19 protein-coding genes are annotated in these 22,395 nt (G+C 61.7%); 7 read left to right on the top strand and 12 right to left on the bottom strand.

Going from position 1 to position 22,395, the window contains the following annotated elements:
• Positions 1–205 precede the first annotated feature (205 nt).
• From EDD52_RS00535 to EDD52_RS00510, 6 genes are all read right to left on the bottom strand, one after another.
• Positions 206–721 (bottom strand): bactofilin family protein, encoded by a 516-nt coding sequence (locus EDD52_RS00535; protein ID WP_132241076.1) that lies wholly within the window; start codon positions 719–721, stop codon positions 206–208.
• Entirely contained in the window at positions 711–2,024 is a 1,314-nt protein-coding gene (locus EDD52_RS00530) for a M23 family metallopeptidase (protein WP_132241075.1), read from the bottom strand. Before EDD52_RS00530 ends, EDD52_RS00535 begins: the two co-directional genes overlap by 11 nt.
• A 531-nt stretch (positions 2,025–2,555) precedes the next feature.
• Positions 2,556–3,557 (bottom strand): LacI family DNA-binding transcriptional regulator, encoded by a 1,002-nt coding sequence (locus EDD52_RS00525; protein WP_132241074.1) that lies wholly within the window; start codon positions 3,555–3,557, stop codon positions 2,556–2,558.
• A gap of 145 nt (positions 3,558–3,702) precedes the next feature.
• Entirely contained in the window at positions 3,703–4,887 is a 1,185-nt protein-coding gene (locus tag EDD52_RS00520; protein WP_132241073.1) for an acetate/propionate family kinase, read from the bottom strand.
• Positions 4,884–6,326 (bottom strand): bifunctional enoyl-CoA hydratase/phosphate acetyltransferase, encoded by a 1,443-nt coding sequence (locus tag EDD52_RS00515; protein ID WP_243651794.1) that lies wholly within the window; start codon positions 6,324–6,326, stop codon positions 4,884–4,886. The genes EDD52_RS00520 and EDD52_RS00515 overlap by 4 nt, the downstream gene beginning before the upstream one ends.
• A gap of 81 nt (positions 6,327–6,407) precedes the next feature.
• Positions 6,408–8,108: a PHA/PHB synthase family protein gene (locus EDD52_RS00510; RefSeq protein WP_481374235.1), complete on the bottom strand. Its 1,701-nt coding sequence runs from the start codon at positions 8,106–8,108 to the stop codon at positions 6,408–6,410.
• 460 nt (positions 8,109–8,568) lie between these two features.
• On the opposite strand from EDD52_RS00510, the gene EDD52_RS00505 reads away from it, so the two are divergent.
• The gene (locus EDD52_RS00505; RefSeq protein ID WP_132241071.1) at positions 8,569–9,192 is read left to right on the top strand and encodes a LysE family translocator; all 624 of its coding nucleotides are present in this window, start codon (positions 8,569–8,571) and stop codon (positions 9,190–9,192) included.
• A gap of 22 nt (positions 9,193–9,214) precedes the next feature.
• On the opposite strand, the gene EDD52_RS00500 is transcribed toward EDD52_RS00505, so the two are convergent.
• Entirely contained in the window at positions 9,215–9,964 is a 750-nt protein-coding gene (locus EDD52_RS00500; protein ID WP_132241966.1) for a hypothetical protein, read from the bottom strand.
• A 149-nt stretch (positions 9,965–10,113) separates the two neighbouring features.
• Between EDD52_RS00500 and EDD52_RS00495 the strand changes: the two genes are divergently transcribed.
• The gene (locus EDD52_RS00495; RefSeq protein WP_132241070.1) at positions 10,114–10,989 is read left to right on the top strand and encodes a glycosyltransferase family 2 protein; all 876 of its coding nucleotides are present in this window, start codon (positions 10,114–10,116) and stop codon (positions 10,987–10,989) included.
• Positions 10,990–11,043: 54 nt separating this feature from the next.
• On the opposite strand, the gene EDD52_RS00490 is transcribed toward EDD52_RS00495, so the two are convergent.
• The gene (locus EDD52_RS00490) at positions 11,044–12,423 is read right to left on the bottom strand and encodes a M20/M25/M40 family metallo-hydrolase (protein WP_132241069.1); all 1,380 of its coding nucleotides are present in this window, start codon (positions 12,421–12,423) and stop codon (positions 11,044–11,046) included.
• A 66-nt stretch (positions 12,424–12,489) separates the two neighbouring features.
• On the bottom strand, positions 12,490–12,822 hold the full coding sequence (locus tag EDD52_RS00485) for a 5-aminolevulinate synthase (protein WP_132241068.1): 333 nt from the start codon (positions 12,820–12,822) through the stop codon (positions 12,490–12,492).
• A gap of 289 nt (positions 12,823–13,111) precedes the next feature.
• On the opposite strand from EDD52_RS00485, the gene hemA reads away from it, so the two are divergent.
• From hemA to ispG, 3 genes are all read left to right on the top strand, one after another.
• Positions 13,112–14,335, top strand: a complete 1,224-nt coding sequence (gene hemA, locus EDD52_RS00480) for a 5-aminolevulinate synthase (RefSeq protein ID WP_132241067.1) — start codon at positions 13,112–13,114, stop codon at positions 14,333–14,335.
• 128 nt (positions 14,336–14,463) lie between these two features.
• Positions 14,464–15,702, top strand: a complete 1,239-nt coding sequence (locus EDD52_RS00475) for a helix-turn-helix domain-containing protein (RefSeq protein ID WP_132241066.1) — start codon at positions 14,464–14,466, stop codon at positions 15,700–15,702.
• 84 nt (positions 15,703–15,786) lie between these two features.
• Positions 15,787–16,917: a flavodoxin-dependent (E)-4-hydroxy-3-methylbut-2-enyl-diphosphate synthase gene (gene ispG / locus EDD52_RS00470; protein WP_132241065.1), complete on the top strand. Its 1,131-nt coding sequence runs from the start codon at positions 15,787–15,789 to the stop codon at positions 16,915–16,917.
• A gap of 124 nt (positions 16,918–17,041) precedes the next feature.
• Here ispG and EDD52_RS00465 read toward each other — a convergent pair whose 3' ends face one another.
• From EDD52_RS00465 to EDD52_RS00455, 3 genes are read right to left on the bottom strand one after another with little or no spacing between them, the layout of a single operon-like run.
• Entirely contained in the window at positions 17,042–17,704 is a 663-nt protein-coding gene (locus EDD52_RS00465) for a thioredoxin domain-containing protein (protein WP_132241064.1), read from the bottom strand.
• A complete protein-coding gene (locus EDD52_RS00460) occupies positions 17,697–18,452 on the bottom strand; it encodes a DsbA family protein (protein ID WP_132241063.1) in 756 nt (251 codons plus the stop codon). The genes EDD52_RS00465 and EDD52_RS00460 overlap by 8 nt, the downstream gene beginning before the upstream one ends.
• A 33-nt stretch (positions 18,453–18,485) precedes the next feature.
• A complete protein-coding gene (locus EDD52_RS00455; RefSeq protein WP_132241062.1) occupies positions 18,486–19,805 on the bottom strand; it encodes a M48 family metalloprotease in 1,320 nt (439 codons plus the stop codon).
• A 59-nt stretch (positions 19,806–19,864) separates the two neighbouring features.
• Here EDD52_RS00455 and EDD52_RS00450 point away from each other — a divergent pair, with 59 nt between their 5' ends.
• Both EDD52_RS00450 and EDD52_RS00445 read left to right on the top strand, forming a co-directional pair.
• Positions 19,865–21,016 (top strand): pyridoxal phosphate-dependent aminotransferase, encoded by a 1,152-nt coding sequence (locus EDD52_RS00450; protein WP_132241061.1) that lies wholly within the window; start codon positions 19,865–19,867, stop codon positions 21,014–21,016.
• Positions 21,017–21,121: 105 nt separating this feature from the next.
• Complete coding sequence (locus EDD52_RS00445) at positions 21,122–22,348, top strand: N-acetylmuramoyl-L-alanine amidase (protein ID WP_132241060.1); 1,227 nt, start codon at positions 21,122–21,124, stop codon at positions 22,346–22,348.
• Positions 22,349–22,395: the final 47 nt, after the last annotated feature.

Raw genomic sequence — 22,395 nt, 5'->3', positions numbered from 1 at the left:
GCCAAAGCACAAGGCGGCGCAGGGTTTGCCACCTGCACAGCCCCTCTGCCCAAACGCACAGACGCGGCAGGCATAAGGTTTCGCCGGAAGGCGCCCGTGGGCGGACATGCGTATACTAGGGGTGCCAAAACGAAAAAACCCGCGAGAGTGATCTCACGGGTTTCGAAATGTTTGCGGGGCGATCATCTCGCCGGGCGGGGCGGGCTTAGCCCTTTTGCGGCGCCGGTTGTTGTGGGGCGGCCGGACGCGGGGCAGCCGCAGCTCCTTTGGTCGACAGCGGATCGTCCTGACGCTGAACAGAGCCTTCGAAATGCGCACCGCTTTCGATCGCAATGGTCTTGTGGATGATGTCGCCTTCGACACGGGCAGTCGCCGTCAGGCGGACTTTCAAACCACGGACGCGGCCAACGATGCGGCCGTTGATGACCACGTCATCGGCCATGACTTCGCCCTTGACGGTGGCGCTTTCGCCGATGGTCAGCAGATGTGCGCGAATGTCGCCTTCGACAGTGCCCTCGATCTGGATGTCACCGGTGGTCTTCACGTTGCCTGTGATGTGCAGGTCAGGGCTCAGCACCGACGCCGGCGGCTTTGCCTTGGGCGGGGAGGCCTTGAAATCCGATTGCGGACGAGGAGCGGAGGACGAGGCATCGGCAGCCGCCGATTTCGGCGCGTCGTCGGCCTTGGGCCCGGGCTCGTTGATCTTGCTCTTAGAAAACATCGTTTGCAGCCTTGATATAGGTCATGGGATTGACAGCGTTGCCGCCGACTCGGACCTCATAATGTAGATGGGTGCCGGTCGAGCGTCCAGTATTGCCCATATCACCAATGCGGCTTCCGCGCGAGACCCTTTGCCCCTTCTTGACCCGAATCTTGGACATATGCGCGTAACGCGTTTCGATGCCGAATTCGTGTTGGATCTTGACCAGGTTGCCGTAGCCGGATTGCCAGCCCGCATGGATCACGACGCCATCAGCCGTTGCGTAGATGGGCGTGCCGTGCGGCGCGGCGAAATCGGTGCCTGCATGCAGGCGACCCCAGCGATAGCCGAAACCGCTCGTGAAGCGGAAGGAATCCTTCAGCGGGCTGGCGAAGGGGGCCTTTTGTGCCGCGATGCGGTAAAGGTTCAGCCTGTCCATCTGGCTGAGGATGCCATTGGCGCGCATCATGTCGCCAGAGGGGCCTTCGCCGCGAGTCGACAGGCTGAGCGGGGTAAGGGGGCCGCCCCGGCCGGAATAGCCCTTGCGGACCTGTGAAATGATGCGGTCAGGATCCATGCCCGCCGCCGAAAACATCTTGTCGAGAGGTTTGACCGATACGGTCATCGCTTCTTCAAGCTGGCGGAAGATACGGTCATTCGCGTCTTCCATCTGGCGGATTTCGGTGGCCATTTCGTCGGCCCGGATCAGCGCATGCTGCGCGTCGGACAGGATCTGGTCACGCTCTGTCGCCGTGCGTTCCAGCGCCGTGGCGAGGAAATCGACTGTGTCGTCTGCGACGCTCGCTCCATGTGCCAGCTGCGTGCCATCCTCGGCCATTTGGCCTTCGATTGCGGCCAGCTTGGAGGCGATCTCCTTGCGCTGGGTCATGGTGTCGCGCAGCGTCGCCTGAATGACCTCGATGCCGGCCTCAAGCTCGCTGCGGCGCGTTTCGGATTCAAGCAATTGCGACTGCATGACGGAAACCTGCGCCAGCGCGGTATTGAACCGTTCCTGCGCGGCAAGGGCCTCTTCGGCGCGGTTGTCGCGTTCGGAAGAAAGCGCGTTCAGGCGCTGCTGATAGGTGATCTGGTCCCGAAGGGCCTGTTCGCGGAAGTTGCCCGCACCGATGGAATCCATCAGCAAGATCGCAGTGGCGATGATGGCCCAGCCTACGATCACGGCGCTGCCGGTAAAGGCCAGCGCCTGTGTGCCCGGTTTGAGACGGATGAATCGGGTGTCAGTCTCGGACCTTAGAAAGAGCCGACGTTCCGGAAAGAAACGCTCCAAAAGCGCATGTGTTTTGATCGCGAGTCGCGTTCTCACCTGTCCACCCTTATCCAACCCCCAATTCGGCGCTGCGGAAAACGGACCCCGCGCCTTGCATAGGTGCTTATCCAGCGGTTGTTACTTTCGCAACAATTTTGGGCTTTGCGATTCGTCGCAGGGTGCAAATCAGGCAAAAACGGCAGAAAACCGCCGACCCACAACGGTTTGGGTCTACGGATTTGCGCTGAACGTTAACGCATCCGCTGGTTGGAAGGCGGTAGTGGCCCGCCGTTTGTAGGTTTTTTCGTCTAGGCGTGCGGCGTCTTCGGGCCGTGAGAAAGCGTGTCGCATCGGCATATGGCCTGCTCATTCGCATCTCTGTGCAGGGCCGAAACTGCTTGCGCGTGCCATGCGGCGAAGTAGGGAATTTCTATCTTTCGATGATGGCGTGGTTCTCCACTCAGCAGAGCAAAACCGTCGCAGAAAGAGCGTGTTATACCACAGTGTTGAACGACAGGTTCAACTCAGAACCTCATTGGACGAATGGGGCGAAGGCTGATTGCAGGGCGGACGGAGGCGCGCGACCGGTCAGTTTGCGAGGGGTCGCAATGTACCGCGCTCGATGATCTCGCAGGGGAAAATACGGTCCTCGGGCGTAAGGTCCGGATTGCTCAGCATGCCGACGATCAGTTCGATCGAGGCGGAGACGATCTTTTGAATGGGCTGGCGGATCGTGGTCAGGTTGATGTTCTGCCAGCCGGCCATTTCCATATCGTTCAGACCGATGATGCCGATGTCTTTCGGGGTAGACAGCCCGCTCTCTGCAATGGCTGAGAGCGCGCCGATAGACAGCACATCATCGCCACAGAAATAGGCCTCTGCCGGGGAGCCCTGAAGGAGGCGCTGCATCTCTTCGCGGCCCGCACGAAAGGAATAGGCGGCGGCGAAGGAATGGCTGCTGCGGATCTCCGGGTGGCGCGCGAGTTCTGACGCGAACCCGGCCAGACGGTCCTGGGTGGAGGTTGCGCTTTCCGGTCCGCCCATGAAGCCCACATTGTGGTAGCCGCGCTCAATCAGGCTGCGCGCCGCCATGCGCCCGCATGCGCGGTTGTCGATGCCGACGACATGGACCTCTGGCTTACGGGACGGTCGCCCGAACGCATGCACGACCGGTACGCCCACATCCCGGAACGCCCGCGCAAAGCCCGGCGGCAGGGTGGAGGAGGCCACAACGACGCCATCCACGGAATACTGGCGCAGCATCCGCACCGAGGATTCCGGGTCGGTTTCATCGGTAAGGTTGACGAGCAACGGGCGCAGCCCCTGATCCTGTATCTCGCGGGTGAACAGATCGAACACTTCCAGAAAGATGGGGTTGCTGAAGTTGTTGGACACCAGCCCGATCATCTTCGTGCGCCCGGTGGTCAGGCTGGAGGCAAGCGCATTGGGGCTATAACCCAGCTCCTCCGCCGCCTTTTCGACGCGTTCGCGCATCTTGGCCGAGACGGACGCGCCATCCGTGAAGGTGCGCGAAACGGCAGAGCGTGACACGCCCGCGCGTTCTGCGACGTCTTTCAGTGTCGGCGACATGGTCCGCGTCTCTCCCGGTTGGTCTTGTATCACATCTTAAATGGCGCAAGTGACATTGCAACCGGATGCAAGCAAGGTGACGCATGGTCGCCCGGGCGTTTGTGGCGCTTTGGCATCGTTAAGGCCGTTGGCCTGACTGCGCGGATCAGACCGCCAGAAGAGTGCGGCAGGCTGTGGCCACCACGGCCTCTTCGTTGGTGGGAAGAACGAAGACGCCGACCGAAGAGTCCGGCGCGCTGATCCGGATCTCATTGGCGGCGTTCCGGTCCTCAGATATCCGGACGCCCAGCCAGTCCAGCCTTTCGCAGATTGCCTTGCGTACGGGCGGGGCGTTTTCCCCGATCCCGGCCGTGAAAACCAGCGCGTCAAGCCCGCCAATGCCGGGGATCAGCCCCGCCAGAACAGAGGCTGCACGATAGCAGAAAAGATCAACGGCTTCCTTCGCATTGGGGGCGGGGCTGTTCAGAAGGACTTCCATGTTGTTGCTGACCCCCGAAACGCCGTAAAGGCCGGACTCGTTGTAAAGGAGGTGTTCGATCTCGTCTGCTGCCATCCCATTTTCCCGCATCAGATGCAGTACCACGCCCGGATCGAGCGCACCGCACCGGCGCCCCATCACCAAGCCATCGAGTGCGGTGAAGCCCATGCTCGTCGCCACGCTTTTGCCGTTCTTCATGGCGCAAAGGCTGGCACCATTGCCCAGATGTGCGACGATGACGCGGCCCGTGGCTGCTGGTCCTAGGTGTGCGGGCAGGATGCTGGCGATGTAGTCATAGGACAGGCCGTGGAACCCGTAGCGCAGGATTCCTTCCTCTGTCAGGGCGCGGGGCAGGGCAAAGAGCTTTGCCAACCGGTCCTGCGTCTGGTGAAAGCCGGTATCGAAACAGGCCACCTGCGGTAAATCCGCGTGCCATCCCGCCACCGCGCGGATGGCTGCAAGGTTGACCGGTTGGTGAAGCGGGGCGAGCGACACCAGCGTGTCGAGCTCTGCCAGGACCTTTGGCGTGATCCGGGTGGGAGCGGAGTAGCTGCGACCGCCGTGCACGACGCGATGGCCGACCGCAACAAGCTCCCGGTCACCCAACTGCCGGTCAATCCAGGGCAGGAGTTCTGCGATAATCGCCGCATGATCGGCGTCAGACGGCAGGGCCGCCAACGCACCCGCATCCAGCGGAGCACCCGCCGCGTCCTTCGCCTTGAATGCGGGTTGACGGCCGATGCCCGCGATATTTCCCACGAATTCTGGCCCGGCACCGGGATCGGACCACGCAAAAACCGCAAATTTCAGGCTGGAAGAGCCTGCGTTCAGTGTCAGGATCGCACCAGTCATGGCATCGCTCGTTTGGGTTGCTGGTGGACGAACAGCTGCGCAATGGCAGTCGAGGCCAGACGGGACATCACGCCATCCGCGCGGCTGGTCAGCACAATCGGAATACGTGCGCCCAGAACGACGCCTGCCGCATCGGCCCCGGCAAGATAGATCAGTTGTTTGGCGATCATGTTGCCCGCCTCCAGATCCGGCACGATCAGGATGTCGGCCTCTCCGGCGACGTCTGACACGATCCCCTTGGCTTTGGCGGCGCTTGGCGAGATCGCATTGTCAAATGCCAGCGGTCCGTCCAGCAGCCCGCCCGTGATCTGGCCGCGACCGGCCATCTTGCACAAGGCTGCGGCATCAAGGGTCGAGGGGATGCTGGGCGTGACCGTCTCAACCGCCGACAGCAACGCCACCTTGGGCAAGGCGATGCCCAAGGCCTTCGCCAGATCAATGGCGTTCTGCACGATATCGCGCTTGGCCGAGAGGTCTGGAAAGATGTTGATCGCCGCATCGCTGATGAACAGCGGCTTGGGGTAATGGGGCACGTCGAGCGCGAAGATATGGCTCATCCGGCGTTCTGTGCGCAGACCGGTGGCCTTGTCCACGACTGGCGCAAGCAACTCGTCCGTGTGCAGCTTACCCTTCATCAGCATCCCGACCTTGCCCGCGCGCGCCATCGAAACGGCCATCTCGGCTGCGGCGTGGCTGTGCGGGACATCGACGATTTCAACATCCGCCAGATCTCGGTCAATCTCTTTCGCGGCAGCTTCGATCTTTGCGCGCGGGCCAATCAGGATCGGCACGATCATGTCCTTAGCTGCGGCATCCAGCGCCCCTTGCAAGGACACACCATCACAGGGATGCACGACGGCGGTGGGGACGGCGGGCAAGGGCGCTGTTGCAGCCATCAGCTCTTCGAACCTTGCGCCGCGTGTGTGCAGATGGACTTCGGGCAACGCGACACGCGGGCGACGCACTTTCTCGTCCGGGGCCACCACGACTGCCTTGCCGTCGATAACCGTCTCGCCGTGCTGGTTGGTGCATTTGCAATCAAGCGTCACGTGCCGGTCCTCGGCGGATTTGGCCACCACAGTGACGCGCACCGTGACCGTATCCCCAAGCCCAACCGGATTTCGGAAGCTGAGGCTTTGATCCAGATAGATCGTTCCCGGCCCCGGCAGTTCGGTTCCAAGAACGGCCGAGATCAGCGCGCCGCCCCACATGCCATGCGCGATGACACGATGGAACATGTCGGACTGCGCGAAATCGGCATCCATATGGGTGGGGTTCACATCCCCTGACATGACCGCAAAAAGTTCGATATCGCCCGCCTGCAATACGCGCGACAACTCGGCCGTGTCGCCCACGCGGATTTCGTCGAACGTGTGGTTCTCGATGAATTGCATCGGTTCGGGCGGTCGGGTTTGCGCCTTCGCGTTGTGATCTTCCATGCCGTGCTGGGGCTCCGTTCCTGTGTCGATTCTGCGCCGCTCGGGCTTTGTTTCTATCCTGACTGTGCTGGCCGGGACGCGCTACTGTTGAAAGACATATGTGCCCGGCGCGTCGCAAAGCGGTGCGAGCCCTTTGGACTTTGCGCCCATCTTCGGCGGCGCGACAGGCTTTGCCGATTTTTGGGAAAGCCATTCCGCAAGGGCCGGCCACCAGGATCCGTCTTGGGGTGGCGTCTGGTCATACCATGTGTCGGGATCGGTGTAGGTCGCGCTTAGATGCGCGGTGTCCTGACGGAAATGACGATGTGGATGGCCCGGTTCGGAAACGATCCCGGCATTATGCCCGCCGCTTGTCAGCACGAAGGTCACCTCCGTATCGCTGAGCAGGTTGAATTTATAGACCGATTTCCAAGGCGCGACGTGATCATGTACTGTCCCCACCAGGAAGACCGGCGAGCGAATGTCAGAGATCACGATGGGCCGGTCGTCCACGAAATACCGACCCTCTGCCAGATCGTTGTTCAGAAAGAGCCGTCGCAGATATTCCGAATGCATCCGGTATGGCATCCGCGTGGCATCCGCGTTCCACGCCATCAGGTCGATCATCGGGGTCCGTTCGCCAATCAGGTAATCATGCACCATCCGCGACCAGATCAGGTCATTCGACCGCAAGAGCTGAAACGCGCCCGCCATCTGCTTGGCGTCAAGGTAACCCTTGTCCCACATCATGTCCTCCAGATAGGTCAGCTGGCTGTCATTGATGAAGAGCGTCAGTTCTCCCGCTTCGGTGAAATCTGTCTGTGTGGCCAGCAGTGTGAGCGTCTTGATCCGGTCGTCCTCGTCCCGGGCCATCTTGGCCGCGGCAATGGACAGCAGCGTTCCGCCCAGACAATAGCCGATCGCGTGCAACTGGTCCGCGCCGCAGATTGTGCTCGTGGCATCGACCGCTTCCATCACGCCAAGGGTGCGGTACTCCTCCATCCCCAGATCGCGGTCATCGGCGTCGGGGTTCTTCCACGAAATCATGAACACCGTGAACCCCTGTGAGGTCAGGTATTTCACCAGCGAATTCTGCGCGCTGAGGTCCAGAATGTAGTATTTCATGATCCAGGCCGGCACGATCAGGATCGGCTCCGGGCGGACGGTGTTGGTGGTGGGCGCGTATTGGATAAGTTCGATCAGTCGGTTGCGGAAGACGACCTTGCCGGGTGACACGGCAAGATTTACGCCGACCTCGAAGGCTTCCGCCCCGACGGGTTTGTCGCCATTGGCCTGTCTAGAGGCATCCTCGATGAAATTCATCCAGCCGTTGACGAGGTTCATTCCGCCCGTCGCAGCCGTTTTCGCCAGCACTTCGGGGTTCGTTGCGATGAAATTCGTCGGCGAGAAGACGTCCAGGATCTGGCGCGCCGCGAAGGACACAACGTTTTCATGCTGCTGGGTGACGCCTTCGACATCCGTGGTAGCATTGTACCACCATTGCTGATTGAGCAGAAACGCCTGATGGATCAGGTTGAACGGCCATTTCTGCCATGCGGCGTCCCTGAAGCGACGGTCCTGCGGGAGCGGGGTGATGCACCGTTCCGTCACACCATGCGTCGCGCAGGAGGCCGCATATCGCGACAGCCGCGCCGATTTGTCCATCGCCTTTCGCGCAAGTTGAAGCTGCTTGCCGGGAGCCGAGGAGAGATGCAAAGCCCAATCCGACCATGCCGTGCCAAGCGCGATGGGGGACAGCCCGCCTGTATACCGCGATTGTGCCGCCTTCAGGGTCTTGTCCAAGGCCTCTTCAAAGCCCGGGTGACCAGGGACCGAGGAACTTCGCTGTGGTGCAAAGGTCGGCAGGTGGGGCTGTTTCCCGACCGCTTTCGGTTTTGGTTGCTTGTTGCCAAGGGTGGGGGCGTTCGGCATTTCAGGACCCTTTGTAAACGTCACATTCTTTGCGCAGGTATAGGGGCATCGCAGGCCAAGCGATTTGATCCGCATCAATTCATTGGTGACTGGCTTGATATCCGGGCGGGCGGACGGTTCGATCGGGGTCAGACCGGTGCAGAGCGCCCACGTAACGGGGACTGCAGAAGAAAGGTGCCGAAGCCCGGCCACGCGCCTGCATTCCGCCCTTCATTTATCCATACTCCCGGCAGATTTTGCCGCTTTCCCCAGCGTCGCAATCCTGTTAACTCGCGCCATCGTTCCGGCATATTTTGACATGCGGAGCGGCGATCTGGTGATGGGTGCGACTATGGATTTCACGACGGCACTTCTGGGCTTTGCTGCCGCGGCAGCGCTGGTGACGGTGACGCCGGGGCTGGACACTGCGCTGGTCCTGCGTACGGCGACTGTCGAGGGGGCGAAGCGCGCCCTGATGGCGAGTTTTGGGATCGTCACTGGCCTGATGGTCTGGGGATTGGCCGTGGCGCTTGGGCTGGGGGCGCTGATTGCCGTATCGGAACTGGCCTATCGGGTTGTGCAGGTGGCGGGAGCGATCTACCTGATCTGGCTGGGTGGCCAGATGCTATGGGCGGCGCGGAAACCCGCTGCGGTGAAAGCGCGCCGGATCGACCGCGTTCCCAACTGGTTCCTGCGCGGGTTCCTCACGAACCTGCTCAACCCCAAGATCGGGGTGTTTTACGTGAGCTTCCTGCCTCAATTCGTGCCCGCAGGCGCCCCGGTCGCAGGGTTCACCATGTTGCTGGCCGCGATGCATGTCGGGATGAGCCTTCTTTGGTTCGGCGGGCTGACGCTTGCCACGCGCCCTTTCGCACGCGCCCTGCAAGGCCCGGTGGTCCCGCGTATCCTTGATGCCGCAACCGGCACTGTGCTGATCGGTCTGGCGGCGAAATTGCTGCTGGAAAAACGGGCCTGACGCGCCGGGCTTGACCCGTGAGCTAGGCGTAATCGTATCCCAGTGCCGCCTCTGTCCTGAGATCGAGGCTGGCGCGCATGAAGCTGCGATCCTCGGTGCTGATCGTCGCCGGAAGATCCCGCCGACTGGGGACCGAAGGTTTGAAGCGGGAGCCAAGCCGTTTGACGACAGGCCGGAAGGGGCTGTGCGGGGCAGGTATTCGCAGGCCATCGCTCAAATCCTGCAGAAAGCTCTCGGGCGCGGCCTGTGCCGCTTCCAGCCGGACGAAGGTCACGCAGCAATCGCGCATCGCAAAACCAAGTAGGCCCAGGAGTTTATGCTGACGAAGGTCGAAGATGTTGGAAAAGCGCCGCCCGGTCAGCGGGTGCCGGTCAAGCTGTAGCGGGGCACCCGCACCGCCAAGCGTTTCGATTTGGGGGAAATAGCGCGGGCGGTCGGCGATCGTGTCCCATTCGGCGCGGATGAAGTCAGAAAAGGGCATCTCCTGCATCGCCGGGGGGCAATGCCAGGGTTTGGAGAACATCGATTGCACCCAATCTTCGGCGTTCCGCACAACACAGATCACGGCGACGTCGCGCGGAATGGCTGTCATATGCGGAAAGCCGTGTTTCCAGCCCAGCTCTTCCATCGGGGTCAGGCCGGTGTTTCGCCCGATCAGCCGCTTGACGAAATTCGTGCCCGAGGACCGCTCGCCAAACACCTGATAGCGTGTGATGGGCGCGCCTGCGCCGATGGTCTGCCAGCCTATCTGCCGAAAACTGTCGTCGATCACTGCCACTCGCCCCGTTTTACACGCGCCTTGTTCGTTTGCGCCAAGATAGCGGGGCCAAAGGGAATTTGCGATTCTCTTATGCGACACGATCCGTTAGCTTTGGCAAAAAGAACGCCCCTTTCGGGCAGTCAGCGCAGGGCAGAGCGAAAATGCAGACAGTGGCAGCCGCAGTGACAATGGTCCGCGACGACGCGTTCTTCCTGAAGGCGTGGTTGCGCCATTACGGAGAAACGCTTGGGCGGGAAAACTGCTACATCGTCAATCACGGGCGCGGGACCGAGGTGGCAGAGCTCGCAGCGGGATGCAACGTCATCGGCATCCCCGGGAACCCTCACAAGAACTTCGACATGAAGCGGTGGCGGCTGCTCAACAATCTGGTCCACGGGCTGCGCAGCTATTACGATCACGTCATCGTTGGGGATGTCGACGAACTGGTCATTGTCGATCCGGCAGCGGGGCAGGGGCTGCTGGCCTTCCTCGAAGACCAACCAATCCGGCGCGTGCTGACGCCGGTGGGTCTTGAGGTGATCCACCGGATCGATGTCGAGGAAGAGCCTGTGACGGATCGGATCATCGGGCCGCGCCGCCACGTCCGGCTGGCCCCGCATTATTCAAAACCGTGCGTCGTCAGTCTGGGCACCAAGATTGCGCGGGGCGGGCATTTCACGCAGGCCAGCAAGCTCTTCACGCCCGAACCGCTTTACCTTCTGCATTTGAAATTCTGCGATTTCAGCAACTACGTGGCCACGATGAACGCCCGTAACGATGTGACGGCACAGACGGGGGCGAGCGTGCAGGAAGCCTCGATCGGGCGGCATTGGTTCGCCGAAGCCCGCGGCGAGGATCGCGCCGTGTTCGAGGCTTTTGCGAGGCTTCCGATGCAGGAGGGCTTTGATCTGGACTGGGTGCGCAAACGCATGCACCGGACGTGGAAACAGCGGGGCGAGACGGGCTACTGGCAATTCGACCGGCCTGAATACGATACGCAGTACCAGCTACCGGAACGGTTCAACGGCGTGATCTGAGGGCGCGTCGCCAATGGACAGAGGGGGCGCCGTGGCGCCCCCAGCAACTGCCGGTTACCCCTTGCGGGCAATCGCATCAAGAATCCGCGCCCAGCTGCGCGTGCCCTTGTGAAAGCTCTCCATGTCGTATTTCTCGTTCGGCGAGTGGATCTGGTCATTGTCCTTGGCAAACCCGATCAGCATCGCGTCCATCCCAAGGATCTGTTTGAAATAGCCCGCGATGGGAATTGATCCGCCACAACCGGTATAGGCAGCATCCTCGGGCCATTCATCGGACAATGCGCCGCGCGCAGCCTCGAACGCCGGATGGTCAGTGGACATCTGCGAGGCGGGCGAGGCACCGTGTTCGTGGAAATCAGCCGTGCAATCTGCGGGCAACTGCGACTGAACATAGGCGCGGAAATTCTTGCGGATGGCATGCGGGTCCTGCGTGCCGACCAGACGGAAACTGATCTTGGCAGAGGCCTGCGACGGCAGCACCGTCTTGAACCCGTCCCCGGTATAGCCGCCGATGATGCCGTTGACTTCGCAGGTCGGGCGCGACCAGATCATCTCCAGCGCGCTGCGATCCTGCTCGCCTGCCGGGTGTGACAGGCCAACATCCCCAAGAAAACCCGCATGGTCGAAGTTGAGCCCACGCCACTGTTCCATGATCTCGTCCGGAAGGTCCGGAACACCGTCATAGAAGTCCGGCACGGTGACACGGCCATTCTCGTCGTGCAGCCCCGAGATGATACGCGCCAACACCCGGACAGGGTTGATCGCGGCACCGCCATACATGCCGGAATGCAGGTCCTTGTCGGGGCCGGTGATGGTGACCTCTTCGCCCAGAAGCCCGCGCAGCATGGTCACGATAGAGGGTGTTTTGGACTGAAAGAGACCGGTATCGCAGATGAGGGCCACGTCAGCTTTCAGCTCGTCCGCATTCTCTTTCATGAAGGGCACGAGGCTGGGAGAGCCGGATTCCTCTTCGCCTTCAAAAAAGAAGGTGATGCGGCAGGGCATCTTTCCGTTCACGTCGCGGTAGGCGCGGCAGGCCTCGACGAAGGTCATCAACTGGCCCTTGTCATCCGACGCGCCGCGGCCCCGGATCACCTTGCCAGCGGGCGTTTCCTCGATGGCAGGATCGAACGGGTCGCGGTCCCATAGGTTCAGCGGATCTACCGGCTGCACATCGTAATGGCCGTAGAACAGCACATGCGGCCCGTCGCCCTCGACATGCCCCACAACCATCGGGTGGCCCGGTGTGGCGCGCTTTTCAGCCTTCACCCCGATAGAGGCAAGATCGGCCACAAGCCAGTCTGCTGCGCGGTCGCAGTCGGCCTTGTAGGCCGGATCGGTCGAGATCGACGGGATTCGCAGCAAATCTAGCAGGCGGCCCGTGGCGGCATCGAGATCGGCGTCAATGCGGGCCAGGACATCATCAAGGGACATGGGCTTCGCTCCGTTCTGGTGTAATTTTGCCGCAACGTATCAGCGGCATGCCCACTGTCCAGAGCGTCAGAGCGAAATAGCGACCAACCCGCTGAGAACGAGTGCTGCGCCAAAGCCTTGCCGAAGGTTCAGCCCTTCGCCGATCCAGCCAGCATAAGCGAGCACCATCAATGTCTCGGCCGCGACGATGATGATGTAGATCACCGACAGATCCGCGCGGCGCAGCAGCACGATTTCGGACAGGAAAGCGGCAGAAAAACCGATAACTCCCAGCAGGATACCGGCTATCATGAAACCGTCGGAAGACGCTTTCATACCGGCAGTGGCAACCGCATATCCAAGTGCGGCGCCTATCACCAGAATGGTCGCGGTCAACGGGTGAGCAAGAATTTGGGACATATGAAAAGTCCTTGTGGAATAACCGGAAAGTCCCGGTTCTAAAATGAAATGGATGTCGTCAAAATGCCCGAGGATCATACCACGATTGGAGAACGTTCGACAGTATAGGAAACCTTGCCTTCGCCCTGATCCACAAAATGCTTGATTTAGATCAAGGCTGCGACACCGGGTCATGGGCGAAAAGGTTGTCAGATGGGCGCGCGATCTATATCCATTCGTTAAATTGAATGCGGAGCCTCTCTGCAAGCCATGACGCTGACTGCGCCAGCGATGAATGAAGGAGGAGCCGGTGGACTACACCGCGAAGCTAGACGAAGCCCTTACCCGCCTGCACGATGAGGGCCGTTACCGAACCTTCATCGACATCGAACGAAAGAACGGCCAGTTCCCCCACGCCACATGGCGCAAGCCTGATGGATCGGAAACTCCGGTAACGGTTTGGTGCGGAAACGACTATCTGGGCATGGGTCAGCATCCGGCTGTTCTGTCGGCGATGCACGAGGCACTGGATGCGACCGGTGCAGGGTCTGGCGGGACGCGGAACATTTCCGGCACGACGGTTTACCACAAGGCGTTGGAAGCAGAGCTTGCGGACCTGCATGGCAAAGAATCAGCGCTGCTGTTCACCTCTGCCTACATCGCAAATGACGCAACGTTATCAACGCTGCCGAAGCTGTTTCCGGGGCTTATCATCTATTCCGACGCCCTGAACCACGCCTCCATGATCGAAGGCGTGCGTCGCAATGGTGGGGCGAAACGCATCTTCCGGCACAACGATGTCGAACATCTGCGCGAGCTTATGGCCGCCGATGATCCCGATGTGCCAAAGCTGATCGCATTCGAATCGATTTACTCCATGGATGGCGATTTTGGTCCGATCGAAGAGATCTGCGACCTTGCCGACGAATTCGGCGCCTTGACCTATATCGACGAGGTCCATGCGGTGGGTATGTACGGGCCGCGCGGGGCCGGGGTGGCCGAGCGCGACCGGCTGATGCACCGGCTTGATATCATCAACGGCACGCTGGCCAAGGCCTATGGCGTGATGGGTGGCTATATTGCCGCGTCTCATAAAATGTGTGACGCCATAAGGTCTTATGCGCCGGGCTTCATCTTCACGACCTCTCTGCCGCCCGCCGTGGCCGCGGGGGCTGCCGCCTCTGTTGCGCATCTCAAGCGGAACCCGGAGCTGCGTGAAAAGCACCAGACACAGGCAAAGATCCTCAAGACCCGGCTGAAGGCGATGGGGCTGCCAATCATCGATCACGGAAGCCACATCGTGCCGGTGATCGTTGGCGACCCTGTCCATACGAAAAAGCTGTCGGACATGCTGCTGGAAGGGTACGGGATCTACGTCCAGCCAATCAATTTCCCGACCGTTCCGCGCGGGACAGAGCGTTTGCGCTTCACCCCGTCGCCGGTGCACGGGCCGCGCGAGATGGACGCGCTTGTGTCCGCGATGGATGCGCTTTGGTCGCATTGTGCGCTGAATCGTGCCGAGCTGAGTGCCTGAAGGCTTCTTCGATGCAAATTAACTTGCGGTATGTTACGCTGCCCTGAATAAAGCGCGCGAGTCGAATCGAGCAGAGACGCGCTATTTCTTTGAGACAGCCACGTAAGGTGGAGTTTGGGGCAGCTGGCATGATCGGACGGAAAGCACCGCCGCAACCACAGCCGGTAGAGACGGGTCCGCGCGGTTTCGATGACTTCGAGCTGCGTCTGGGTGATATCATGCGCGGTGAACGCGCGACGCTCGGCAAATCTCTTCTGGACGTTCAGCGCGAGCTTCGGATCAAGGCAAGCTATATCGCCGCGATCGAGAATTGCGATCCTTCTGCCTTTGACACCCCCGGATTTATTGCAGGATATGTGCGCTCTTATGCGCGTTACCTGAACATGGACCCCGACGAGACGTTTGCGGCATTCTGTGCCGAAAGCGGTTTCGTGACTGCGCATGGCATGTCCGATCGTGCCTCCAGCATCAAGAAAGTGGAGAAAGAGCCGCGCATCGGGAAGGACCCCTTCACAGAGCCCGCGATGCCTTTCGCCCCCGTCGGCGATTCTGTCCTGTCGCAGATTGAACCTCGTGCTATCGGGTCGACCTTTGTGCTTTTGGCCTTGGTGAGTGGCATCGGCTACGGCGCCTGGAGCGTTCTTCAAGAGGTGCAGCGCGTTCAGCTTGCTCCTGTCGAACAAACCCCCGTTGTGCTGTCGGATCTTGATCCGATCACTGCCGCAAACCCGCCGCGTGAAAGCGAGGTGCCGGATGGGATCGTCGTTGCAGGCGTGTTCGACCCGCCGCGCAATGAAGCGCTGGATCGGCTCTACCGTCCGGAAGCGCTGGACGTTCCGGTGCTGGTTGCACGCGATGCCCCGATCTCGACGCTTGATCCGTCCACGGTCGGCTCCTATGCGCATCAGCTTCACAAGGACGAAATCGCGCTGCGCGAGCAGGTGCAGATCGCAACTGCAGAGCCCGACCCGGTCGTCGGCCCAACTGTGCCCAAAGTGCTTGAGGATGCCGCGCCCGGCGTTGTCATGGTCGCGGTCCGGCCCGCTTGGGTCCGGGTGCGCGCGGCTGACGGCTCAGTCATATTCGAAGGCATCATGAACGGCGGCGACACTTACGAAGTGCCCATGACCCAGGACCCTGCGACCTTGCGTGTGGGTGAATCCGGGGCCGTCTACTTTGCGGTCAACGGCCAGACCTATGGTCCGGCGGGTCCGCGTGGATCAGTGACCTCGAAACTGGCGCTGTCAGTCGATCACCTGACCCAGACCTACGCCCTGGCGGAACCCACCGCGGATGAAGACCTTGCCCGCGTCGTGGCAGAGCTCAATTCCGCCGAGGTTGCCGCCCCATCACCTACGTCCGAGTGACGCAGCCGCCCGCAAGGGTGGCAAATCCGTCGGCGGGGGATTAAGTAGGCGCGAGGACCGTCCACAATCCGGAAAAGAAGTGACATGAGCCTCAACCATATCCGCCCGTGGCGCAATATCTACCGTCGCAAGTCCCGTCAGATCATGGTTGGTGATGTCGCCATTGGGGGCGATGCGCCGATCTCTGTCCAGACCATGACGAATACGGACACTTCGGATGTCGCCGCCACGGTGGCCCAGGTGCAGGCGGCAGCAGAGGCCGGGGCGGACATCGTGCGCATCTCTGTCCCTGACGAGGCATCGTCAAAGGCCCTGCACGAGATCATTCCCGAAGTTTCCGTGCCGATCGTTGCGGATATCCATTTCCACTATAAACGCGGGATTGAATCCGCCATCGCAGGCGCGGCCTGTCTGCGCATCAATCCCGGAAATATCGGTAGCGCCGACCGCGTAAGAGAGGTCATCGCCGCTGCGCGCGACAATGGCTGCTCGATCCGCATTGGCGTGAACGCAGGCAGCCTTGAGAAACACCTGCTTGAGAAATACGGGGAACCTTGCCCCGATGCGATGGTGGAATCGGCTCTCGAACATATCCGCATCCTTGAGGACAACGATTTTCAGAACTACAAGATCAGCGCGAAGGCGAGCGATGTGTTCATGGCCGCCGCCGCCTATCAGGGCATTGCCGAAGCGACCGACGCGCCGATCCATCTTGGCATCACCGAGGCAGGGGGCCTCGTCTCCGGTACGATCAAATCCGCAATCGGTCTGGGCAATCTGCTGTGGATGGGCATCGGCGATACGATCCGCGTGTCGCTCTCTGCCGATCCGGTCGAAGAGGTGAAAGTCGGCTATGAGATCCTGAAATCTCTGGGCCTTCGCCATCGCGGCGTGAATATCATCTCTTGCCCCAGCTGCGCGCGTCAGGGCTTTGACGTCATTGCCACGGTTGCCGAGCTCGAGAAGCGACTTGAGCACATCAAGACACCGATGAGCCTGTCGATCATCGGGTGCGTGGTGAACGGTCCGGGGGAAGCGCTCATGACCGATGTGGGGTTCACCGGTGGCGGGAACGGAGCAGGGATGGTCTATCTTGCAGGCAAGCAGAGCCACAAGCTTTCGAATGCCGAAATGATCGATCATATCGTTGAACAGGTCGAAGCCCGTGCAAAAGTGCTGGAGGCTGTGGAGGCCGGGCCGCAAGCGGCGGAATAACCTTCGGCAGGAATGCACCGGTAACATGCGAGGTCGGCCGTCCTTCCTGGCATCCACCGTGAAAGGCGCGTGAGCGTCCGGCCAGATCAGCCACGCGCGATGCCCGGCTGTGTGCTCGCGCGTTTCATCTGTCGATATAGCGCTCCAGCACGAAGCCGGGCATCTCTCCCCGGATCAGCATGTCGGGCAGCACGTAGCTAGGGGTCGTGTCCAGCCCCAGACGGTCGAACATTGCCTGATTGGTCGCGCCGGTCGTGGTGTCGGAGCCGCGCGGGGCTGCACCCTCGGCCCCGCCGTGCAGCACACCGTCCAGCACTTTCAGAACCGCAGCATCGCCCTGCGTTGCGGCAGCTTTCAGCAAGCCCGGACGTGTGTCGGCGGGATCGGTGGGCAGCAGAAAGACCGACACGCGCAGATCATGTACCCGCACGAGCGATTGCAGCCCCCTGACGGCATCTGCGCATTCACCACAGTCAGGTCGCACGAAAATGGCCCAGATGGCAGCAGCGTCGGGGTTCCCAAAACCGGGGGCGTCCGGCGCAAACAGCCGTGCGGCCTCCGACGTGATCGCAGCAAGGTCCGCCGCTTTCTCATCGGCATAGGGGTCTTCTGTCGGCTGCGGGATCAACGCGTTTTCGATGATCCCGGGCTCTGCTGCGAACAGCGCGCGCAACTCCGCGCCAAGCGCGTCTTGTTTCGCGTGCGTGTCAAACAAACGCTCCCCTGCGCCAGCCGGACCCGTCAGGCCCAGCAGAACCGCAAATGCCGCGAGTTGCTTTTCAGCCATTCTCGCGGACAGCGCCCACGACCTGTCGCATGCTGTCCAGCGGGACGTAGCCGCGCAGCATCTCGTCCTCCATCACGAAAGTGGGCGTGCCGTTGATCTGCAACCGCTGTGCCAATTCGCGCGTCTGCTGAATCACCTGGTTGACCTCGTCAGTGTCCATGCGTTCAAGGATTGGATCGACCTCCAGCCCCAGCGTGTCACCAATGCGGCGCAGGGCGGTTTCTGTCACTTCTCCGTTGAAATTCATCAGCGTGTCATAGACCGAGGCATAGGCCTCGTCGCCCGCGATCTGCTTCGTGGCGATGGCAAAGCGGGAAGATGTCAGCGAATCCTGCCCCAGAATCGGGAATTCTTTGACGATGTAGCGAATATTGCCGTCGCTCTCGACCAGTTCCTTGACCTCTTCATGCGCTTTGCGGCAGTAGCCACAGCGATAGTCGAGGAATTCCACCAGCGTCACGTCGCCGTCAGGATTGCCGCCCACCCAGGAAAAACCGTCATCGAACAGGGCCTTGGCGTTCACCTCGACCATGGAGCGGTCATCCAGTGCAGCTTGTTCGGCCTGGCGGGCCTCCAGCGTGTTGACGGCCTCGATGATGATTTCGGGGTTTTCCATGAGATAATCGCGCACTTCCTTGCGGAAGGCGTCACGTTCTGCGCCCGTCATCGATGTCAGGTCAAAGGCCTGCGCCGGGGCGGCGAGCCCGATCGCGAGGGCGATGGCGGATGCAGCAAGGGGTCGTTTCATTTCGTTCTCCGATCGGTGTCTCTGGGGCCGGGCCTAGCGTCTGGCGGCGCGTTCAGCGGTCAATAGCACATCCTGCGCGCGTTGCCACGGGCCGGAACCGCTCGGCAACAGCGCCATCGCGCGATCTGCATGCAATGCGGCATCTTTCATCCGCCCCTGAAGCGCATAGCGTTCGGCCGTGACGACAGAGGCCATCCCGTTGCTGCCGGTCTTGGCATAGGCCACGGCAAGATCGCGCAGCACGCGGGCATCGCGAAAGTCCCGGTCGCGGGCCTTTTCCAGCACGGACAGCGCGTCGCGCGGCCGGTCGGCGGCAAGCAGGGCGCGGCCCAACCCGCCAAGGATCAATGCGTTGCGCGGCGCCAGGTTGGAAGCCTGTGAATAGGCGCTGACAGCAGCCCCCGCCTGACGGCTTTCCAGCAGGATCTGCGCCTTGAGATCCATGTAGAACGGATCTTTCGGCCGCAGTTTCAGCGCGTCATCAATGGCGGCAAGCGCGCGCTTGAGGTCGGACTGGCGGTGATAGGCCGCAGCCTGCCGCATCAGGGCGATGTCCTGTGTCGCGCTGTCCTTGGCGCGGCGCAGTGTCCAGCCGGGCGCGCGGGTGAAGGCAGACAGCTTCCCCTGCGCCCGCGCGAACCAGTAGTTCGCGGCGTTGTTGTCGGGCAGATCCTTGCCATAGGCGGCGACAAACCCTTGCATGGCGCGCATCCGGTCGCGATTGAGCGGGTGCGACAGCATATAGGGATCCTGCCTGCTGACGCTCAGCGCCTCCTGACCTTTGAACATCTCATGCACCTCGACGGCGCCTTGCGGGTTCACCCCGGCCCGGACCATGTAGCGGACAGAGCTTTGATCGGCGGATGCTTCCTCGGCCCTCGTGTGGCCCAGAAACACGCGCAGAGCCGAGGATTGCGCCCCGATGGCAATGCCGGGCGCTGCCTTGCCGCCGCCAGCCGCCGCCGCTGCCGCTGCCAGCACAAGCCCCAGCCCCGCCGCTGTGCGCGCGGAGGCGATGTTTCCCGCCCGGCTGGTGAGGTGCCCGTTGATAATGTGTGCGGCCTCATGCGCGATTACCGCCTGCAACGACCGCGCGTTCTGGAGTTTCAGCAGCAAGCCGCTGTGAATGAAGATATGCTGCGTATCCGTCACAAAAGCATTGAGCGAGGAGTCGTTGACCAACAGCACGCGAACCTGTGCCGGGCTCAGCCCCGCGGCGCGCAGGATCGGGTCAGCCAGTTCCGCCAAGGCATATTCAATATCGGCGTCCCGGATCAGGGATGCTGCCCGCGCTGGCACAGTGGCAAGGGCCATCAGGCCGATCGCAAGACATAGAGTTTTCAGCAGATGCATTGACGCCCCGGTGTTTCGCTCGAATAAAGCCATCTGACCGAGAGTTTAGGAATGATGCAATGCACAACTCAAGGCGTGGAGAGGTCGATCCCTTCATTGTGATGGACGTGATGGAGGCCGCGCGGGCGGCCGAGGCGTCCGGGCGCAGCATTATTCACATGGAAGTCGGGCAGCCCGGAACGCCTGCACCCGAAGGCGCGCGCAAGGCGCTGGCTGCGGCACTGGAAGAGGATGCGCTGGGGTACACGGTGGCGCTGGGGCTGCCTGCGCTTCGGTCCCGGATCGCGCAGCTTTACGGCGATTGGTACAATGTCGATCTTGATCCTGCGCGGGTCGTGGTCACACCCGGATCGTCCGGCGCCTTCCTTTTGGCCTTCACCGCTTTGTTCGATGCCGGGGACCGGGTGGCGCTTGGTAAGCCGGGATACCCGTCCTACCGGCAGATCCTGCGCGCGCTGGATCTTGAGGCGGTAGAGATCGAAACAGCGCCCGAGAACCGGTTGCAACCCGTCCCGGCAGAGCTGCGCGGCGCGGAATTCGACGGTTTGCTGGTTGCCTCGCCCGCCAATCCGACCGGCACGATGCTGAACCGGGAACAGATGGGCGCGCTGGTGGGGCTTTGTGCCGAGAAGGGCGCGGCCTTCATCTCGGACGAGATCTATCACGGCATCGAATATGAAGCGAAGGCGGTGACGGCGCTGGAACTGTCCGACGATGTGGTCGTGATCAACTCGTTTTCCAAGTATTTCAGCATGACCGGCTGGCGCGCCGGGTGGATGGTGGTGCCGCCCGCGCTGGTGCGGCAGGTCGAACGGCTGGCCCAGAACCTCTTTATCTGTGCGCCGCACGCCTCGCAGGTTGCGGCTTTGGCGGCGATGGATTGCGAGGATGAGCTGGAGGGCAATCTGTCCGTCTATGCCGCCAACCGCCAACTGATGCTGGAGGGCCTGCCGAAAGCCGGGTTCGACCGAATCGCGCCGCCGGACGGGGCGTTCTATATCTATGCGGATGTCGCCCATCTGACATCGGACAGCCGGGCCTTCGCGGCAGAGCTTCTGGAAGGTGCTGGTGTTGCGGTGACGCCGGGGCTCGACTTTGATCCTGATCGCGGCGCGACGACGCTGCGGTTTTCCTATGCACGCTCGACCGCCGACATCGCCGAAGGGCTGTCGCGCCTGCAAAGCTACATGGCCGGGCGCGACCGGGAGTGACCGCAGGCGCAGCGGATGAAGAGTTTGCAGGAAACCTGCGGCCATGCTGGGCAAGGCACGCGCGGCGCGTGTATCATGCCGGTTGAACCGGACGGAAAGTGACGGATGAGCGGATTGAGGATTTTGGGCGTCGCGCTGCTATGTGCAGTGCTTTCAGGCATGGGGCTCGCGCAGGAGCAGGCAGAACCTGCAACGCTCGACCCAGAGGCAAGCGTGATCGAGGACCGCATGTTCGGTGGGGCTGACATTGAGCTGTCGCTGAGCAGGGGTGTTCCGCATCAGGTCTACACCTTGAGCCAGCCGAACCGTCTGGTGTTGGATTTTCGCGATCTTGATACCGCAGGCATCGACCCCGAAGCATTGAGCCGGTCAGCACGGCTGAAATCCCTGCGATTTGGTCCGCTGCGTCCGGGCTGGTCCCGTCTCGTGGCCGAATTGGCCCGGCCGATGGTTGTGGCGCAAGCGGATATGGCAATCGACGAGGGGTCGGGCAGGGCGCGGCTGCGCATCCGGCTGGAAAACGCGTCGCAAGAGGATTTCGATTCGCGCGTCGGGACATTTCGCGATCCGGCCTGGGATCTGCCTGACACGACCGCCAGCACCGCAGATCGCGTGCAGGCAGGCCAGGGGCCGCTGCGCATCGTCCTAGACCCCGGCCACGGCGGGCTTGATCCCGGTGCAGAGGCAGATGGCACGACCGAGGCGCGTCTGATGCTGACGCTTGCGCGCGAAGTGAAGGACATGCTCGAACGGGCAGGGGGGTTCGAGGTCTTCCTGACCCGGGACGCCGATATCTTCGTGTCGCTGGAGGCGCGGGTGGCCAAGGCGCATGAAATCGGGGCGGATGTCTTCATCTCGCTGCACGCGGATGCGCTGGAGGAGGGGGTCGCGCGCGGTGCGTCGGTCTATACCCTGTCCGACAAAGCCTCTGACGCGGCGAGTGCGGCGCTGGCCGAACGTCATGATCGTGACGATCTTCTTTCGGGGCTGGACCTCACCGGGGCGGATGATCGGGTGGCAAACGTCCTGCTGGACCTTGCCCGGCTGGACAATTCACCCCGGTCAAAGGCGCTTTCCGGTCATCTTGTCCAAGGCATCAGGAACGCGGTGGGCGAGGTTTACAAGCACCCGCAGCGACAGGCCGGGTTCTCGGTGCTCAAGGCCGCTGACATCCCTTCCGTTCTGATCGAAGTGGCCTTTCTGTCCACGGCGGGAGAGCTGCGAAAGCTGCGCGACCCGGGCTGGCGCACGCGCATGGCAACGGGCATTCGCGACGGTTTGCAGGCATGGGCCGTCGAGGATGCCGCAACGTCACGGCTGCGCCGCAGGTGAGCGCCGCCAGTTTGGGTGGAAACGTGCGCATGATCAGCTTGATGTGT

Source organism: Primorskyibacter sedentarius, from assembly GCF_004342065.1.
In the GTDB taxonomy this organism is placed as follows: domain Bacteria; phylum Pseudomonadota; class Alphaproteobacteria; order Rhodobacterales; family Rhodobacteraceae; genus Primorskyibacter; species Primorskyibacter sedentarius.
Note: the sequence above shows the minus strand (reverse complement) of the source record. Positions and strands in the feature narration are given on the sequence as shown.

Excerpts from the sequence above, each read along its gene's own strand:
- EDD52_RS00535 (WP_132241076.1), bottom strand. The coding sequence starts at position 721 with ATGTTTTCTAAGAGCAAGATCAACGAGCCCGGGCCCAAGGCCGACGAC.
- EDD52_RS00525 (WP_132241074.1), bottom strand. The coding sequence starts at position 3,557 with ATGTCGCCGACACTGAAAGACGTCGCAGAACGCGCGGGCGTGTCACGC.
- EDD52_RS00520 (WP_132241073.1), bottom strand. The coding sequence starts at position 4,887 with ATGACTGGTGCGATCCTGACACTGAACGCAGGCTCTTCCAGCCTGAAA.
- EDD52_RS00515 (WP_243651794.1), bottom strand. The coding sequence starts at position 6,326 with ATGGAAGATCACAACGCGAAGGCGCAAACCCGACCGCCCGAACCGATG.
- EDD52_RS00505 (WP_132241071.1), top strand. The coding sequence starts at position 8,569 with ATGGATTTCACGACGGCACTTCTGGGCTTTGCTGCCGCGGCAGCGCTG.
- EDD52_RS00495 (WP_132241070.1), top strand. The coding sequence starts at position 10,114 with ATGCAGACAGTGGCAGCCGCAGTGACAATGGTCCGCGACGACGCGTTC.
- EDD52_RS00490 (WP_132241069.1), bottom strand. The coding sequence starts at position 12,423 with ATGTCCCTTGATGATGTCCTGGCCCGCATTGACGCCGATCTCGATGCC.
- EDD52_RS00485 (WP_132241068.1), bottom strand. The coding sequence starts at position 12,822 with ATGTCCCAAATTCTTGCTCACCCGTTGACCGCGACCATTCTGGTGATA.
- EDD52_RS00475 (WP_132241066.1), top strand. The coding sequence starts at position 14,464 with ATGATCGGACGGAAAGCACCGCCGCAACCACAGCCGGTAGAGACGGGT.
- ispG (WP_132241065.1), top strand. The coding sequence starts at position 15,787 with ATGAGCCTCAACCATATCCGCCCGTGGCGCAATATCTACCGTCGCAAG.
- EDD52_RS00465 (WP_132241064.1), bottom strand. The coding sequence starts at position 17,704 with ATGGCTGAAAAGCAACTCGCGGCATTTGCGGTTCTGCTGGGCCTGACG.
- EDD52_RS00460 (WP_132241063.1), bottom strand. The coding sequence starts at position 18,452 with ATGAAACGACCCCTTGCTGCATCCGCCATCGCCCTCGCGATCGGGCTC.
- EDD52_RS00455 (WP_132241062.1), bottom strand. The coding sequence starts at position 19,805 with ATGCATCTGCTGAAAACTCTATGTCTTGCGATCGGCCTGATGGCCCTT.
- EDD52_RS00450 (WP_132241061.1), top strand. The coding sequence starts at position 19,865 with ATGCACAACTCAAGGCGTGGAGAGGTCGATCCCTTCATTGTGATGGAC.
- EDD52_RS00445 (WP_132241060.1), top strand. The coding sequence starts at position 21,122 with ATGAGCGGATTGAGGATTTTGGGCGTCGCGCTGCTATGTGCAGTGCTT.